Raw genomic sequence first — 16411 nt, forward strand, 5'->3', positions numbered from 1 at the left:
CGTCTATCGGGGGCTCACGGCGCGCATGCGCGCGTCGACCATCGTGAATGTTTCGCCGACGCCGATGATCGGGTTGAGGTCGAATTCCGACACCCAGCCGGCCGCGGCGAACCAGCGCGACAACTCCGAGATCAGTCCCGCGAGGGCGTTCCTGTCGATTGGCGGCGCGCCCCTGTAGCCGTCGAGAAGCTTGCCGCCCTTCAATTCGTCGAGCATGGCGCGCGCCTCTGCGACCCCAAAGGGCGCGAGCCGCAGCGCCACGTCATTCAGCGCTTCCACCCAAACGCCGCCCAACCCGAAAAGCACGAGCGGCCCGAAGGACGCGTCGCGACGGCCGCCGATGACGAGTTCAAGGCCAGCCGGCGATTGCTTTTGCACAAGCGCGGGACCCGGCCCGAGCCGCGCGCAAAAATCTTCATAGACGCGCGCGACGCTTGCCTCATCGCAAAGGCCGAGACGCACCGCGCCCTGATCGCTCTTATGCGTCAATCCGGCGCGCTCGGCCTTCACGACGACGGGAAAGCCGAGTTCCGCCGCGCCTGCGCACGCTTGCTTCGCGCTCGCCGCCATGACGAAAGGCGCGACGGAAAAGCCCTGCCGCGCGAGGAGGGAAAACGCGTCCGCCGTCGCGATCCAGCCGTCCGGTCCGACGGCGCCGGGAGAGGCGATTGCGTCCAACGGCGGCGGGAGATCGGCGGCCGGTCGGGTTCGTAGAGCGGCGAGCGCCGTCGCGGCTCCGGCTGGCCAGAGATGGCATGGAATGCCGGCGGAGAGCAGACGAGCGCGATTGGAATCGGCCGCGCGCGGCGCCACCCAGCAAATATGCAGCGGCTTTTGCGAGCCGCCTGCGCGCGCCGTCGCTTGCGCGTCGATGATCGCCGCGCTGACTTCCTCCATCAGCGCGGAACGCTGCAGGAGCACGGGGACGACCGCGTCGACTTCGTCGCTTTCCATCAATTGGGCGACACACGCCCCATACATGCGTGAGAAGCGCGCCCAGTCGGTCGTCACGTCGATCGGGTTGATGGCCGAACCATGCGCGGGCAGCTCGCGCGCAAGCGCCTCTTGCAGCTCTCGCGAGAGGGCAGGAACGGCGAGGCCTTTCTCTTCGAGAAGATCGGTCAGCTCGACGCCGACGCCGCCAGAGTTGGTGATCACCGCGACGTTCTTCCCGCGCAGCGGCGGCTGCCAGTCGAGCGCGGCGGCGACATTCAGCAGGGCGTAGCCATCCTCGACCACATGCGCGCCGGCTTGCCGCAAAGCCGCCTCGACGACGACCGCGTCCGTCGACAGCGCGGCGGTGTGGCTCGCGGCGGCGCGCTGCCCTGCGGGACGACGCCCGGTTTTCAACACGACGACGGGTTTGCGTTTGGTAATGTCTGCAAGAGCCTCGAAGAGGCGCCTGCCGTCGCGGATTGATTCGAGCAACAAGGCAATGACCGTCGTTTCCGGATCGTCGGCCAGATACGCCAATATGTCCGTCTCATTGAGGTCGGCCTTGTTGCCGAGCGCGACGATTTTCGAAAATCCTACGCCTTCATCCATAGATCGCGAATAAGCCGCCATTCCGTAAGCGCCGCTCTGGGTGATGAGCGATACGCCGCCCTTCTTTGGCAGGCCAATCGAAAGGGAGGCGTTGAGGCCGCAACCGGCGCTGATGACGCCGAAGCAATTGGGGCCGATGAGACGCACGCCTTGGGCCGCGGCCGCCTCGAGCGTTCGACGCTGCAATTCCGCGCCTTGTGGCCCAACTTCGGCAAAGCCGCCGGTAATGACGACGGCGACGGGAACGCCCGCCTTGCCGCAATCCTCGATGACTCCGGGCACGCTCGCGGCCGGCGTGACGATGACGGCCAAATCGACGCCCGTCGGCGCGGCGTCGAGTCGTGAATAGGCGGGCGCGCCGAGCAATTCGCGGGCCGATGGGTGGATGGCGACGACCTGGCCCTTAAAGCCGGATTCCTGCGCCGTGAGGTTCTTCAAGAAAAGAGTTCCGGCCTTGCCGGGCGTCGCAGAAGCGCCGACCACGGCAACGCAGCGCGGAGCGAACAGTGCGTTTCGCCAGTTGCTCATGAGGCCTGCTCCGGGAAAGACGCGAACAGCGCCGGCGCGCCGCCCGTATGGAGAAAAAGCACGTCGTCGACGTCGGCAAAGGCGCCGCCCCCCAGCAGATTGAGATAGCCCCCCATCGCCTTCCCCGTGTAGACAGGGTCGAGAAAGATCGCTTCGGCGCGGGCGACAGCGGCGATCGCCTCCTCGCCTTCAGGCGACGGGACGCCATAGCCGGGGCCAATGAATGCGCCATGCACGCGGCAGTCGATGGCGTTTAAATTCGGGCGGGCGCCGATCAGCGCCGCGGCGTCTTCAGCGAGCGCATGGGCGCGCGCGGCGGCTTCCTCCGCAGGGCGGCTGACACTTATCGCCTCGATGCGCCAGGGGGCGCCCAAGAGCGCCGTTCCCAGGAGCCAACCGGCGAGCGTGGCGGAGCCGCCAACCGCCATGACGACGCGGGTCGGCGCAACGCCGAGCGCCGCGCATTGAGCGAGCGTCTCCTGCGTCGCCAGCACATGTGCGAGCGCCGCAAGCGGGCAAGCGCCGCCGCGCGGCACGACATAGGGCCGGCCGCCCCGCGCGTCGATTTCAAAGGCCTTGCGCGAAATCTCGCGGTCGACGGAAGCGCGATCCGGATCGTCGGTAAAATGAACCTGTGCGCCGAGCGTCACAGCGAGTCGATAATTGCCTTCCGCGCGCCTCGGCTTGGCGCCCCAATAAACGGCGATGCAATCGAGACCAGCGAGCCCTGCGATCCCGGCGGCGGCGCGAACGTGGTTGGAGAGGGGACCGGCTCCCGTTATCAAAGCGTCGGCGCCGCGGCTCACGGCGTCGCCAACGACGAGATCGAGCGCGCGCACTTTGTTGCCGCCGAACGCCGTTGGAATGAGGTCGTCACGCTTGAGCCACAGACGCGGTCCGCCGACGGCCGCGGAGAGACGCTCCGCGGCATGCAGGGGCGTGGCCTGCGCCAAGAGCGACAGGCGCGGAAGCGCATCGAGCTTCGCAGCCCATTCCGTCACGTCGCGCCTCCCTCCTGGAGAAGCCGGTCGACGAGCTCCTGACATTGCCCGATCTGCGCCGAAGGGTCGAGCAAGCGCGCAATCTCTTCTGCGGAGAGATGCGCTCGAATATCCTTGTCACGTGCGACTGCGTCAGAAAAAGTACGTCCCTCCCGCCGCGCCGCAGCGGAGAGCGCGTGGACAATCCGATGGGCGGTCTGTTTGCCGACGCGTCGCGCAAGCGCAAGCATCACGCCTTCCGACAGCGCGAAGCCGCCGTCGGCGAGAAGATTGGCGCGCATCCGGTTCGCATCCACTTCGACAGTTTCGAGCAGCGTAGCGACCAGGGCGATCGCCTTGCCGGCCGCCATGGTGAGTTGCGGGATCGCGTGCCATTCAACCTTCCACGAACGTCCGTCGCGCTCGTGATCGTGCACGAGACTTTCGCTCAGCAGCCCGGCGTTGGCGCGGACGACCCGCGCCAACGTTCCCAAATGCTCGGCGATTTCAGGATTGCGCTTGTGCGGCATTGTGATGCTGCCGACGCCTTGCGCCAGCGGGGCTTCGCGCAATTCGCCGATTTCGCTGCGCTGAAGATTATAGACTTCATGGCCGATGCGATCGGATGTCGAGGCGGCAAGCGCCAGCAGCTGCGCCCATTCGACGAAAATGTCGCGGCTCGACGTCCAGGACAGGTCTGGCGCGTCGAGGCCAAGGCGTTCGAAAAAATCGCGCTGAACCAAGAGCGCCGTTGCGCCCAGCGCCGACAGACTGCCGACGCCGCCGCATAATTGGCCGACGTTCATGCGCGCCTGCGTCTCATTGAAGCGCGTGCGATGGCGGCGCAACTCTGCAAGCCAGCCTGCGACCTTGAAGCCAAGAGTAATCGGCAGTCCCTGCTGCCCATGCGTGCGGCCGGCCATCACCGTGTCGCGATGACGCCGGCAGAGCGTTTCGCAGGCGGCGATCGAGCGCTCGAGGTCTTGGACGATGAGCGTGCGCGCCTCCCGGAGAGCAAGAACGAGCCAGGTGTCGGCAATGTCTTGGACCGTGGCGCCGAAATAGAACCATTCCGCGCCGGAAGCAGAGCATCGGCGCGCGACGGCGTCGATCAAGCCTGCCGTCGAGTGGCCGGTCGCTTCATATCCTGCACGGCATTCTTGCAGGAAATCGTCGTCGATGCGGAGCGACGCGCAGGCCGCGACAATGTCGCGCCCGGCGTCCGCCGGGATGAGCCCATGCTCCGCCTCGATCGATGCGAGCAGGCCGAGCAAGTCCACCCAGCGCCGCGTACGCGCCGCGTCGGTGAAAAGCGCCTGCGTCGGCGGCGTCGCCCAGGCGTCGCCGTAAATTCGCGAGCCGAATGACCAGTCGCTCATCCCGCCTCCGATACGAAGGCGGCGGCCTCGCCGAGAAGTCGGTCGATCGCCTCTTCACGACGACCGCGCAGCGCCTGGAGCGCGTCGCGCTTTACGCGAATCTCGCTCTTGAGCTCTTCGGCCATCGCCGCCACTTCTGTCTCCGCTGCGCATCCGTAGTCGGTGCGCGCCGCTACGCAGGCGGCGGGATCCAGCGCGGTGAAGACGACCTGCTGGATATGCTTCCGGTCCAAAAAAACGTCGGCCGCCCGTAATGACGCGAGAACGTCGTCGACCGTCGCGTCGGCCAGCGTTTGCCCCGTCGCTTCGAGCCCGCTCATAAGCGCGCCAACAATCCCATGCGCGCGCCGGTAATCGATCTTGGCTTTGGCGCTGAGGCGTTCCGCGAGATCGGTCGCACAGACGCTGCGGTCGGCAAGCGCAGCGCCGGCGCGCGCCGCGTCGAACGTCAAGTCTTTGAGACATTCGGCGACGAGCAGGGCGGCTTCCGCGACCGACGTCACGGCGTCGGGCGCCGCGGCATAGACGAAGAGGCGATTGTCCATCTGGCCAGAGGGCGTGCGTCCGGCGGCGCTCACCCCGGTCTGAACGCCGATGAGGCGGTTGGCGGTCGCGCGCACAAAGGCGAGCGCGAAGGGGTTGCGTTTTTGCGGCATGATTTTGCTGGCGCGCGCATGGCGGTCGGCAAGGCGGACGAATCCAAATTCGGCGCTTGCAAAAATCATCAGATCTTCCGCGAGGCGGTCGAGGTTGACGCTTGCCGCGACGGCGATCGAACAGGCTTCGATCGAAAGGTCGTGCAGCCACATGGCGTCGCGGGCGTGGCGGACCGGCGCGGGAAATCCCAACGACGCGGCCAATGCCCAGCGATCCTGCCGAATTGTCGATCCATTGGAGCTGCCGATGCCGGCTGGGCACTGATCGGCGCGCGCATGAAGAGCTACGACGCGATCGACATCGCGCAGGACAGGAAAGGCGAAAGTCTGCAAGTAATGACCGAAGGTCGTCGGCTGCGCCGCTTGCAGATAAGTGTAGTCGGGCATCAAACTGCCCTTGTGTCTCAAAGACGTTTCGCTGAAGGTCTCGGCGCTCGTCAACAGCGCATCGCCCAGGCCGCATAACGCGTCGCAGAGCGTGAGATGAAAGGCCGTGGTCAGCGCTTCGCGCCTCGCGCGCGCGACGCCGAGCCATGCGGCCGAAGACGTTTTGCCAGTGAGCCAGGCTTCGCGGTTGGTGTAGAGATCGCCGAATTCCGCGCGAGGGGCGAAGCTCTCGGGCGCGACCTGCAGGTCTAGCAGCGCGGCGACAAGCTCTCGCGCCGCCGGCGCTGGAATGACCCCATCACTCGCCAGGCGCAAGGTATGCGCGAGGTCGACCCATCCCACCGCTCTGACAAGGCCTGTCTGCGCTGTCAGCTCGCTTGCAAACGCCGTATTCACCAACCGCTCGGAAGGCTCCTGCAAGAGGCGTTCGCCAATCTCCAAGGCCGCAACGCGTGCGTCATGGTTCATTCCGGGCCTCTCGTTTCATCGAGAGGTCCGTTCTCGATCCGCGAAGGATCCCATAACCCGGCTTCTTTAGAGCGACGCGCAACGGCGTCGAAGGTTTCATAGCGGAGCCCACAACGCAGCGCCTCGAGCGCGAGACATTCCTCGGGCGGGATATTGCCGAGGCTGACGTTGGCGCCGAACCGGCAGACGAGATAGGCTTGTTGGGCGCGCAGTGGCGCCTCCCAGATGATACGAGCGCCCGCATCGCCAACGCGGCGCATGATTTCATCGAGGAACGGCCCGCGGATCTCTCCGCCCTCATCATAAATGCCGACGCCGCAACCGCTCTCCCTGCCTTCGACAATGACCCAGCCCGCGCCCCATTCGAGATCCTGAATGATTTGCGCGGCAAGTTCGCCGGCCTCCGGCTGGCGCGACGGATCCTTTCTTCCAACTTCCGTAATCGGCTGAAGACCAGCGTTTCGCGCGCAATCGATCATGCGGCGGCGCCGCTCGCCAGGCAAGCTGATTGTGCCTTCGGAAATTTCCGCGGCGCCAAAGCCCAGCGCAGCCGCGCGCGTCATGAAGACGCGGCAATGCTCCTGCACCACCGCGGCCTCGAGAAGCGTGCCCCCCGGATAAGCAAGAATGTCATGCGCGCGCAGCATGTCGAGCTTTGCCTCAAGGCAGGCGCGCGGCATGAGCGCGGTTGTTCCAAAGCCGAATTTCCAGTGATCGATATGTGCGGCGGAGATGTCGAGAATATCGCGCATGGCGGCGAGCCCCACGCCCGTGTCGATGACCATCGTCACGCCGACTGGGCGCGGGCGCCGAAGCCTTCGATCGACGATGGCGTCGAGGGACCAGACGCCGCGCCATGCCGAGTCGGTCGCGCTCATGCAGGGCGCTCCTCGTCGACACTAGAGGCGAGGCTGCGCAATGCGCGTTCGATCATCGGTAGATCGGCGCCCCAGGGAACCACCATGACATTCCCGTCGCGCTCGATGTCGAATTCGAGCAGACAGCATTTTAGAAGCGTCGGCTCCTCGCGCCGCCCCGCAATCGCCCGCGGACACATTTCAATGCGCGGCGGTTCATCGCCGTAATAATGGCGGTGAAATTGAAGGCTGCGCGCGCAGCCGATCAGCGTCCAATCTTGGCGCGCGGCCGGACGCTCGTCCAAATAATGAACAGGGACGCCAAGATCATCGAGCCCGCCAGAACGGCAGGGGACGAGAAAGGCAGGCGCCGCGCGATCCCGCACGAGCGCCTTCAACTCGATTCGCTCCAGGATCGGAACAATGGGCGGCAAGTCAGCGTAGCTGAGGACGTGACGCACGAGCTCGAAGAGCTTCGGAGGCTCCGGCGGCGTAACCTCCACGACGGTTACAACAAGCGGCTTGGGTCGGTGAATGAAATTGACGTGGTCGAATTTGCCTTCGCAAATCAAGGTGCGATCCGCGCCCACCCCCATGCGAGTTGCGAGCGCGGCGAGCGACGAGGGGTTCCCGCAGTCCGTATCCGGGTCGCGCAGAAACACGCAGCTTTCGGGCAACGCCAGAACCTCCACGTGTCGAATGGGCGAAAACAGAGGCTCGCGGTCGATCAATTCGACGGCGACGACGGCATGCTCGCCCCGCGGGGAGCGCAAGACGATAAATTCTGTACGGCGATAGGCCTCCCGATCCATGAAACGCCCGATAATGGCGTCCTCGCTCATCGTGCCGTCATAGGGTTGGACGCTGACGCCGCGATAGGGCAGGGGAACGACATTCGGCCTCCCGCGCAGCGATCGTCGGCTCGGCTCAACAGGGGCGTTCATGCCGTCTCCTTCTGCGCTTGGATCTCGAAGCGACGCCGCAAATCCTGTTCGCGAATCTCCTTCTCGTGAATCCGAAGCGGGTCCATCGCGCGGATCATCTCCACGATTGTGCGGCATGGCGGCGCAATGACGCCAATGCTGTCCGACATCCGCAGCACGAAGCCTGTGTTGTCTTGAATCTCGTCGGCCGACACGTCCGGGTATGTCGCCGCCAGCCGCATATGGCCCTCCGCGTCGAAATCGAAGAGCCCAAGCTCGGTTACGAGAAATTGCGGCCCTCGGCCCACATGCCCGTAAGCAGCCCGCGGGCGGCCCTCGGAATCGCGATGGCCGAAGCTCGTAATGAAATCACACCGCTCCACGAGGCGAAAGCGGCGGCGTCCTTCTGCATCAGGGGGAGAGCGGTGCGCCGGGGTCCACAGCGTCACATGCTGCGCGTCGCAGGAGAGATTGCCGCCGCCGCCGCCGCCAGGCAGTTTCATTGTGACGCGTCGGCCGCCGAGCGCGGTAACATTACAGTTTCCCCATTTGTCGATCTGAAGCCCCGAAAGAAACATGCGTCCCATTCGGCCCGCCGCGGCGAGATCGAAAAGCTCTTCTATGTCGAGAGAGCAGGAAGCGCCGCGATCGACGACCCAGTCGTTCGTGGTCGGCGTCAAAAACGGTGGTTGCGGATCGACGCCGTAAGTTGCGCCGGCGATGAGAACCATTTGCGGTGCATGCGTACGCTTCGCCACATGCATGGCGAGCTGGGCCAGCGGAGAGCCGAAGCCGTGAAAAACCAGTTCGCCATTTGTGATCGTGCGCGCGAGCGCCGCTATCATCATCTCGCCGAGCGTGCAGTATAGCGTCATGCCTGCGCCTCTTCGTCATAGAGCCGCATCCAGGCCTCCTCGCCGTCACGCCATGATTGCAGACGAGTGCAAATCGTTTCGCCGCCGATCAGATCGAGATAGGCCTCGTGGGTCGATGCGCCGTGGACATAGAGATCCAGATAATGCGCTTTGAATGCGGCGGGACCCTGCCGGGCCGCATGATGATAGAGCGACATATGAGCCCGGTCATAAGCATGAAACGGATAGCAGGCCGTCGGGTGAGCGCCCATTGGGACTTCGGCGAGGGCGGCGACATAAAAATAAGGGACGTTTTTTCCCGGCAGGCTTCGTAATTCGCTTGGCGGAATAATTTGTTCGACCGTTGCAACGACTGCTTTCGACGCCTTTGCAAACAGAATGTCGGCAACCGGCGGCCCCTGTATCAGAAGATTGCCTGCCGCGTCGCCGAATTGGGCGTGGATAAGCGCGACATCGGGTTCGATCGCCGGCGCCAGGAGCAACTCGTCTCCCGTGAAAGGGCAGGTCATCACTTTATATTCGGGATGAAGAGCTACGAAGTCTGTGCCGCGAACAGACCGGATGGGCATGAAGGGCAGGCCTTCAATCGCGGCGCGGAGCTGCTGAACCAGAGTGTAGCAACATGAATCGCTTGCCTCGACGGCCCCCGACTCGCACGCGCGACGAAAATTTGGCGCTAATCCAAAATCCTGCTCGAAGCCCACATAGCTTTCCATTGAGCGCACAAGTGCGCCGCCTGCGCAAAGGAGATCGATGTCGATTCCATGCGCTGACCCGACCGCCGTCAGGCCTTTGATCCCTCGCCTTAAGATCGCGCGCAGAAGCGCCATCGGCGCGCGCGATGACAAGCCGCCGCCTATTGCAACGGTGGCCCCATTGGGGACCATCGCGGCAAGTTCATCGAGACCCCGCCGCTTGTCGGGGTCGGTGTATATCGGCCGGGGCGAGGCGGGCATTAGACGATCCCCCTTCTAATAAGATCAGCCGCCTTTTCGGCAATCATAATGACGGGCGCATTCGTGTTCCCACTTACGATCGTCGGCATCACTGATGCGTCGACGACGCGCAGCGCTTCGACGCCATAGACGCGAAGCGCGCTGTCGACGACAGACATGTCGTCCTTCCCCATCTTGCAGGAGCCTGCCGGGTGCCATGTCGTCGAAGCCGTCCGGCGCACGAAGGCTTCGATCTCTGCATCGCTTCGCGCGTGAGCGCCGGGCGCGATCTCCTCGCCGCGAATATCGTCGAAGGCCTTGGCGTAAAGGAGCTGGAGATTGCAGCGAACGCCGGCGACGGCGCACCTCAGATCCTCGGCGACGCTCAGATAGTTGAAGTCGATAATGGGCCGGTCGAGCGGATCAGCAGAGGCCAGCAGGACGGCGCCACGACTACGGGGACGATTAATATAGGCAGTAAAGGTCAAGCCATGACGGCTGAGGGCTCCGGCTTCGGGGAAATCCGGCGCGAGTTGGGCCAAAAAGAAAAGCTGAAGCTCCGGTCGGGTCTCCGAGCTGTCGATTTTCACGAAGGCGCCGGCTTCAAGAAAGTTCGACGCAAGCGGACCGCTGCGGTCCTTATGGTATTGTCGCCTTGCAGCCTCCTTCTCTGCTTCGGGAAGGCCCCCAAAGGTCAGCGGCGCCGTAATTGCGCATCTGACGCGCGTATGGAGGTGATCTTGCAAACTTTTCCCAACGCCGGGCAAATCGACGCGCACGTCGACGCCGCAGCTTTCGAGCGCGGCGCGCGGTCCGATGCCGGAGAGCATGAGCAATTGCGGAGATCGCACGGCGCCGGCGGATAGAATGACCTCATTCGCCGCACGAGCGCTCTCCGCAGCGCCGAGGCGCAGATAGTCGACGCCGAGCGCGCGTCGGCCTTCCAGGCGTATCTTCAACGCGCGCGCATGGGTGAGGACCGTGAGATTGGGTCGCCGACGCGCCGGGGAAAGAAAGGCTTCAGTGACGCTGCAACGGGCGCCGTCGGCAAGCGTGGCTTGCAGCGGCCCGCACCCATCTTGTGAGCATCCGTTGAAGTCCGGATTGAAAGGAAGCCCGATCTCCTGGCCGGCTCGGAGATAGCGCTCCACGAGCGGGTTGGGCTTGTGGCTTGAAACGATTAACGGACCATCGCTGCTGTGAAAGCGATCGGAGAGGCGCCTGTTGCCTTCCGAACGGAGAAAGTAAGGCAAGACCTCCTCGTAAGACCAACCCTCCGCGCCGCGCTCGGCCCATTCGTCGTAGTCGAAGCGGTTGCCGCGAATGTAAATCATGTAGTTTATGGCGCTCGAGCCGCCCAGCGTCCGACCTTGCGGCAAGAAGATGCGTCGGCCGTTCAGTCCGGTCTGTGGCGCAGTGCGGTCGCCCCAGTCGTACGGGCTGTCTTGAAGCTCGCCATAAAGCGCCGGCGTCGACGCAATCGGCGAGCGGCACTCGCCTCCCGCTTCCAGTAGGAGAACTTTAGCCGCAGGGTCTTCGCTCAACCTGCTCGCCAAGACGCATCCAGCCGATCCTGCGCCGATGATGATGTAATCGTAAAGCTGCGTCTTCATTCTTGATGCATTCTCGATCGTTCTCGGCGGACGCCGATTCAATCGACGGCGGAGCAAACGTAAGGGGCGGGCGAGGCGCAGCAGAGGCAGTTCGCGCCATGTCCCTCTTCCCACGGATGCGCCTGGACAAGCTTGGAGGCGTCAAGTTGCGCGCGTCTTCCGCCGCAGGCGCCGCAAACCCATTCGCTCGGCATTTGGCATCCCGCCAGAACCAAGGTCGGGGAGACGTTTCCGCAATCGGGGCAAGCGATCGTATAGACAGGCATGCCGGCGTTCCCGCGTGAGAGGCGCGTCGCCTGGCGACGCGCCAAATCTTGACTACTCCGCGGCGACGGCGCGTCCTGCCTGCTCGCGCACAAGCTTGACGCCCTCCACCAAAGCGTGAAGCTTGTCCTGCGCAATATAGCGTTGCAAGAGGATGAGGCCGCAGTCTGTCGTAACGCCGAGCCGGTCGGCGGGTATGACTTTGAGGAGCGCGTTGATCCGGTCGGCCACCTGCGCCGCCGTCTCGGTGATGGTGCTTTTCACGTCGATGACGCCCGCCCAGAAATCCACATTGTCGGGCAAGGGAAACTCTTTGAATGCGTCGAGGCCGGACATGTCGTCGACCCGGCGGCCGCAGTTCTCGAGATTGAGGACGTCGAACCGCGCTTCATAGGCCTTCGGCACGATCGAGCGCGTCGCGGCCGGGGCCCTGGCGTCTGTCTTGCGCTTGGCCAGATCGTAGATTTCGCCAGGCTTGCCGGTCTCGTCGGGATAATAGGCTGGCGTCCCGCCCCAATTTCCCCAGCAGACATGCACCACGATGCGCGCGTTCTTGACGCCGTCGACGGCCGTATTGAAGGCCTCGATCGCCCAGTCCTCAAAGAAATAAGGCCAGGTGAACTCATCGAGCTGTATGAAATCCACGCCAAGCGCGTCGACTTCGCGGATATCTTCGTTTATCGCCTTCGCAATGGCGAGCGCGCGGTCACGAGAACTCTTGTAATGGAGATCGTTCGTGCATTGCGCCAAAACCTGGACGCCCGTGTATTGCACCTTGGTTGGCTTGGTTGTCGCGCGTTTCAGCGCCCGCGCCTGTTCGACCATGATCGCGCCGCGGCGCTTGATCTCATGCTCGATCGTTCCCGTATGCAGACGGCTGTAGATCGGGAAGCCGAGATGGCCGCCGCGCAGGTCGTAGCCCAGTCGCCTGAAATAATGGTAGACCGCCGTGTCAGCATAGTTGTCGCCGTGGATACGTCCGTCTGAGACGATATCCAGGCCGGCGCGCTCCTGATCGAGCGCAATGGAGCCAATGGCGTCTTCGAGAGCTTCGCGGCTCAAGGAATCCGGCGGCTCGCGATCTCCCGCGAAATAGCGCGCAAAAGAGGCGTCCCACCAGCGCGGATTCGGGTAGTTGCCGACCATGCTGGTTGGTATGAGAATGTCTTTCCCGGCGATCTTCATGCTCTCCCCTTTCAATTTCTTTTTTGCGCTTGAGCTGACCGGCCCCCCTGTGACACGTAATATCTATGATGAACGTCCTGAATCTTCCCCGAGTTCCACACAACCTGGCAAGCGTTTACGTGGCAATGCGTTGGCGATGCGCCACTATCTGAGATTAGTTGCTTAGACCCATGACCATCATCATCCAAATGGGTGAAGCGAACGGCGGTCTTTCGTGCCTAGACCGCGCTTTGACCTAGGCGTTCTTTGAAAAATTCAATGACCCGAGCCTCGGCCATTCGCGTCTCGCCGCGGGGATCGTCGTCGCGCAGATGGATTGTGAGAACGGAGTGGGCGGGCTTTGGCGCATCTTGCTTTGCGCTTTGCGGGTCGAGTTCAATCGCTTCGAAGCGATCGCCGAAGGTTCGACGAAGCGCGTCGAATCTTTCTTGCGGAACGTAAGGGTCATCCTTAAAGCGCAGGCCGAGAATGGAGAGGTCCTCATTAGCGAGCCTCTCTTTGACGCAAGCAATTTCTTCGGGCGAGGCTCCAAGGGCGGCGCGACGCGCGGCGCCGAGCGGAAGCGGCAGCGAGGGCTCGGCGAGAACAGGCGCCACAACACTGGGTTCGGTCGTCATGGCGAGGGCGAAGTTCCCCGTCAGACACATGCCGATTGCGCCGACTCCGTTTCCCCTGCAATCTTCATGCGCCTTACGAGCCAGCGCGCGCAGCCAATCGACGATGGGGCTCGAGCGATCCGCGGCCCAAAACGAGAATTCCCGCCGCAAGCACAGCGTCGAGGCGAAGGACGAAAGCGCATATGCAGACGAAACCGGCCGTCCGGGGTGGCCGAACAGGCTTGGCAGATAACATGTAAACCCGGCGTCGACGAGGCGATCGCCGAAACGGACGACGAGCGGATGAAGACCGGGCAGTTCATGGATGACGATGACCGCAGGGCCTGCGCCGCGCTTGAAGACGGCGCGCGTCCAGCCGCCATGTTGGAACTCGAAGCAATTGTAGCGATCAAGAGAAAAGGATTGCATCTGGCTGCCTTTCTAATTGCTAAGGCCAGCGTTCCAGCTTCAATCAAGGACGCGACCCTTTGACGTTTGGCGGAAGGACATATTAGGATCGGATGCGGCTTCTGAGGTAACCCTCAACGAGGCTTTATGGATGAGGACTTGCTGGCTCTCATTTACGAGAGCGCTTTTGAGCCGGCGCTATGGACGAAAGTTCTCGACAGCCTTTCGGATGTCGCCGGCGCCAGAGGAGGCGCGCTTTATTATCCAAATTCCGAGGGCCTGCGCTGGATGGCGTCTGAAGGCCTAAAGGAGCTCGTTGCTGAATATGTCGCGGGAGGCTGGGTCGGCCGCGGACGCAGACGGGCGCGAATTCGCGCCGCGCGGCAAAATGGATTTGTTGGAGAAAGGGAGCTGTTTTCTCAAGACGAACTCGACGCAGACCCCATCTATCGCGATTTTCTCCGACCGCGGGGATATGGCTGGGGCGCGGCGACGCTCCTGCCCGTGGCCTCGGGCGCGAATGTGACGCTTGGGCTCGAGCGCGATTATGCGCGCGGCCCGGTCGAGCCGTCGACCTTGCGGCGCCTAAATGAACTTCATCCCCATTTGGCGCGTAGCGCGCTCGTCGCGAGTCGTCTGCAGTGGGAGCGGGCGCGTGTCGCGAGCGAGACGCTTGCTGTCATCGGTTTGCCTGCGGCGGTCGTCGATCGCCAGCGTCGCGCGCTCGCAGTAAACCATCTCGCCGAAGCTCTGTCGGACTTCGTGCAGCTGCGCGCGAAGGACCAGTTGGGATTGAAAGACAAGACAGCCGACGCCTTGCTGAGAAAGGCGCTTGCGGATGTCACGTCGACCAATCCGGGCGCTGCGTGCGCGTTTCCGGCCCGCTCGGAGGCGAATGGCCTCATGGTTGTGAATGTCGTTCCCGTCACGGGCATGGCCCGGGACGTGTTCGCGGCCGGCGTCGCGCTCGTGCTGTTTTCTCCGCTCCAGGAGGCGAGGACGCCGCCAGTCGAGCTGCTCATAACGCTCTTCCGTCTTACGCCGAAGGAGGCGCGCGTCGCGCATGGTTTGGCCGCCGGAGCCACGCTGGATGAGCTGGCCGCTATTGGAAACGTGTCTCTCAATACGGTCCGCTCTCAGCTCCGCGTGGTTTTGGAGAAGACCGGATGCGCGCGCCAGGCGGAACTGGTCTTGCTGCTCAGCCGCGTTCGGCTTGGTCTCTGAGGATGGAGGGTCTCATGGCTGAGCCAGGGCGGAATCGTGCGGACGCCCTGTCGGTTGCTCAGTGGAAGGAAAAAATCGAACGCGCGCTTGCCTGTCCTCAAGCGGTTGGCCCGATCAGAAACATAAAGGACGAAGATCCCCGCCCGTTCGATGCGATTTTCATTGGGGGAGGCGCTGCGGGGCGATTTGGCTCCGCCTATTTGCGTGCAATGGGCGGGCGCCAGCTCGTCATTGACTGCTGGCCGTTTCTCGGGGGTGCGTGCCCGCATAGTGCTTGCGTGCCTCATCATGTGTTTTCAGACTGCGCAGCTGAGCTGATGTTGGCGCGCAGCTTTTCCGGGGAATTGTGGTTTCCGGATTTGCGCGAAAAGCTGACCTCGATCAAGGAGGTCGTCGACCTGTTCCGCAAGGGCCGCACGGGCCCGCACGCAGTGATGAATTATCAAAGCAGGGAGCAGCTCGATATCGAATTCCTCCTCAATGCGCCTGCGCGCATCCTCGATCGACATACGGTCGAGGCGGGCGGCGAGATCTTTCGAGCCAGACATCTCGTTTTGACGCTCGGGGCCGAGGCGGCGCCCCTCGAGGCGCCGGGAAGCGAACTCGTCGGCGTCCATAATTATGCGACCCTCGTTGAGACGCTCGACCGCGAACCAGGCGCAACCGTCGTCGTGATCGGCGGCGGCAAGACTGCGGTCGAATATGGCTGTTTCTTCAATGCGACGGGCCGCCGCGTCATCATGCTGGTGCGCAATAGGCCGCTCGATATGATCCCCGATCGGGAGACGCGCGCCTACGCCCTCGAGCGTATGCTGCAGCAGGGGATCGAGATCATTGAAGGCGCCGATGTCGTCGAGATTGTGGGCGACAGCGCGCGTCGTGTCGCCCGAGTGGTCGCCGCGACGCCGGATGGACCGATCGAGATCGAGACGGATTTTGTCTTTCATGCGCTCGGCGAGCGACCGCGCTCACGAATGGCGGTCGAGGCCTTAGGGGTCGAGATCGACGCGAAGGGCGCGGTGATTGTCGACGAGGCTCTGCAAACGTCTGCGCCGGGCGTTTTTGCTGCGGGCGATCTCATCGGCTCGCCCATGGAGATGTTCAAGGCGCGCAAGAGCGGAGCCTATGCGGCGCGCGCGGTCATGGGCGAGAAGGTCAGTTACCGGCCGCGCGACTGGCCCGACTTTTTACATACCCATTACGAGGTGAGCTGGCTTGGCCTCGGAGAGGAAGATGCGCGCGAAAAATTCAAGAACGTCGTGGTTATGAAGCTGCCGCCGGACAACCCCGACGGTCTGAACATCGGCTTGCCGGCAAGCGATCGAACCATGCTATACGCAATGGCGCGGCCGCATATGTCAGGCTTTCAGAAGCTTATTCTGGATGGCGACAGCAGACGCGTCCTCGGGGCGCACCATGTGGGTTATGGGGCCAAGGATGGTTTTCAGTATTTGAATGCGCTCGTTCGCGGCGGGCTCACGATCGACCAGCTTGCAGAGATGGACGAGCTGTTTCTCAATCCCACTTATTTCATCCAGCTCGCGCGGCTCAGGGCAGGCCAGCCGAACCTAACGAATCTAGCTTAAGA

At 63.3% G+C, this 16411-nt stretch carries 13 protein-coding genes; 2 read left to right on the forward strand and 11 right to left on the reverse strand.

Annotated elements, in window-relative coordinates; translation table 11 throughout:
- Positions 1-3 precede the first annotated feature (3 nt).
- The 11 genes from RVU70_RS12335 to RVU70_RS12385 all read right to left on the reverse strand — a co-directional run bounded on the left by RVU70_RS12335 (position 4) and on the right by RVU70_RS12385 (position 13620).
- Positions 4-2073 (reverse strand): acetate--CoA ligase family protein, encoded by a 2070-nt coding sequence (locus RVU70_RS12335; RefSeq protein WP_363346673.1) that lies wholly within the window; start codon positions 2071-2073, stop codon positions 4-6.
- A complete protein-coding gene (locus tag RVU70_RS12340; protein ID WP_363346675.1) occupies positions 2070-3074 on the reverse strand; it encodes a pyridoxal-phosphate dependent enzyme in 1005 nt (334 codons plus the stop codon). The genes RVU70_RS12335 and RVU70_RS12340 overlap by 4 nt, the downstream gene beginning before the upstream one ends.
- Entirely contained in the window at positions 3071-4432 is a 1362-nt protein-coding gene (locus RVU70_RS12345; RefSeq protein WP_363346677.1) for an adenylosuccinate lyase family protein, read from the reverse strand. Before RVU70_RS12345 ends, RVU70_RS12340 begins: the two co-directional genes overlap by 4 nt.
- Positions 4429-5943: a lyase family protein gene (locus tag RVU70_RS12350; protein ID WP_363346679.1), complete on the reverse strand. Its 1515-nt coding sequence runs from the start codon at positions 5941-5943 to the stop codon at positions 4429-4431. The genes RVU70_RS12345 and RVU70_RS12350 overlap by 4 nt, the downstream gene beginning before the upstream one ends.
- Positions 5940-6821 carry a phosphosulfolactate synthase gene (locus tag RVU70_RS12355; protein WP_363346681.1) on the reverse strand — a complete coding sequence of 294 codons (882 nt, stop codon included), beginning with the start codon at positions 6819-6821 and terminating at the stop codon, positions 5940-5942. The genes RVU70_RS12350 and RVU70_RS12355 overlap by 4 nt, the downstream gene beginning before the upstream one ends.
- Positions 6818-7744: a hypothetical protein gene (locus RVU70_RS12360; protein WP_363346683.1), complete on the reverse strand. Its 927-nt coding sequence runs from the start codon at positions 7742-7744 to the stop codon at positions 6818-6820. The genes RVU70_RS12355 and RVU70_RS12360 overlap by 4 nt, the downstream gene beginning before the upstream one ends.
- The gene (locus tag RVU70_RS12365) at positions 7741-8598 is read right to left on the reverse strand and encodes a CoA-transferase (RefSeq protein ID WP_363346685.1); all 858 of its coding nucleotides are present in this window, start codon (positions 8596-8598) and stop codon (positions 7741-7743) included. Before RVU70_RS12365 ends, RVU70_RS12360 begins: the two co-directional genes overlap by 4 nt.
- Positions 8595-9554 (reverse strand): CoA-transferase, encoded by a 960-nt coding sequence (locus tag RVU70_RS12370; protein ID WP_363346687.1) that lies wholly within the window; start codon positions 9552-9554, stop codon positions 8595-8597. The genes RVU70_RS12365 and RVU70_RS12370 overlap by 4 nt, the downstream gene beginning before the upstream one ends.
- On the reverse strand, positions 9554-11146 hold the full coding sequence (locus RVU70_RS12375) for a GMC family oxidoreductase N-terminal domain-containing protein (RefSeq protein ID WP_363346689.1): 1593 nt from the start codon (positions 11144-11146) through the stop codon (positions 9554-9556). The genes RVU70_RS12370 and RVU70_RS12375 overlap by 1 nt, the downstream gene beginning before the upstream one ends.
- A gap of 318 nt (positions 11147-11464) precedes the next feature.
- The gene (locus tag RVU70_RS12380) at positions 11465-12595 is read right to left on the reverse strand and encodes a cobalamin-independent methionine synthase II family protein (RefSeq protein ID WP_363346691.1); all 1131 of its coding nucleotides are present in this window, start codon (positions 12593-12595) and stop codon (positions 11465-11467) included.
- A gap of 218 nt (positions 12596-12813) precedes the next feature.
- Positions 12814-13620 (reverse strand): alpha/beta fold hydrolase, encoded by an 807-nt coding sequence (locus RVU70_RS12385; RefSeq protein ID WP_363346693.1) that lies wholly within the window; start codon positions 13618-13620, stop codon positions 12814-12816.
- A 126-nt stretch (positions 13621-13746) separates the two neighbouring features.
- Between RVU70_RS12385 and RVU70_RS12390 the strand changes: the two genes are divergently transcribed.
- Together RVU70_RS12390 and RVU70_RS12395 are read left to right on the forward strand one after the other, a co-directional pair.
- Positions 13747-14823 (forward strand): LuxR C-terminal-related transcriptional regulator, encoded by a 1077-nt coding sequence (locus RVU70_RS12390; RefSeq protein WP_363346695.1) that lies wholly within the window; start codon positions 13747-13749, stop codon positions 14821-14823.
- A 14-nt stretch (positions 14824-14837) separates the two neighbouring features.
- Positions 14838-16409, forward strand: a complete 1572-nt coding sequence (locus tag RVU70_RS12395; RefSeq protein WP_363346697.1) for an FAD-dependent oxidoreductase — start codon at positions 14838-14840, stop codon at positions 16407-16409.
- The last annotated feature ends 2 nt before the right edge of the window (positions 16410-16411 follow it).

This window comes from Methylocystis echinoides (genome assembly GCF_040687965.1).
In the GTDB taxonomy this organism is placed as follows: domain Bacteria; phylum Pseudomonadota; class Alphaproteobacteria; order Rhizobiales; family Beijerinckiaceae; genus Methylocystis; species Methylocystis echinoides_A.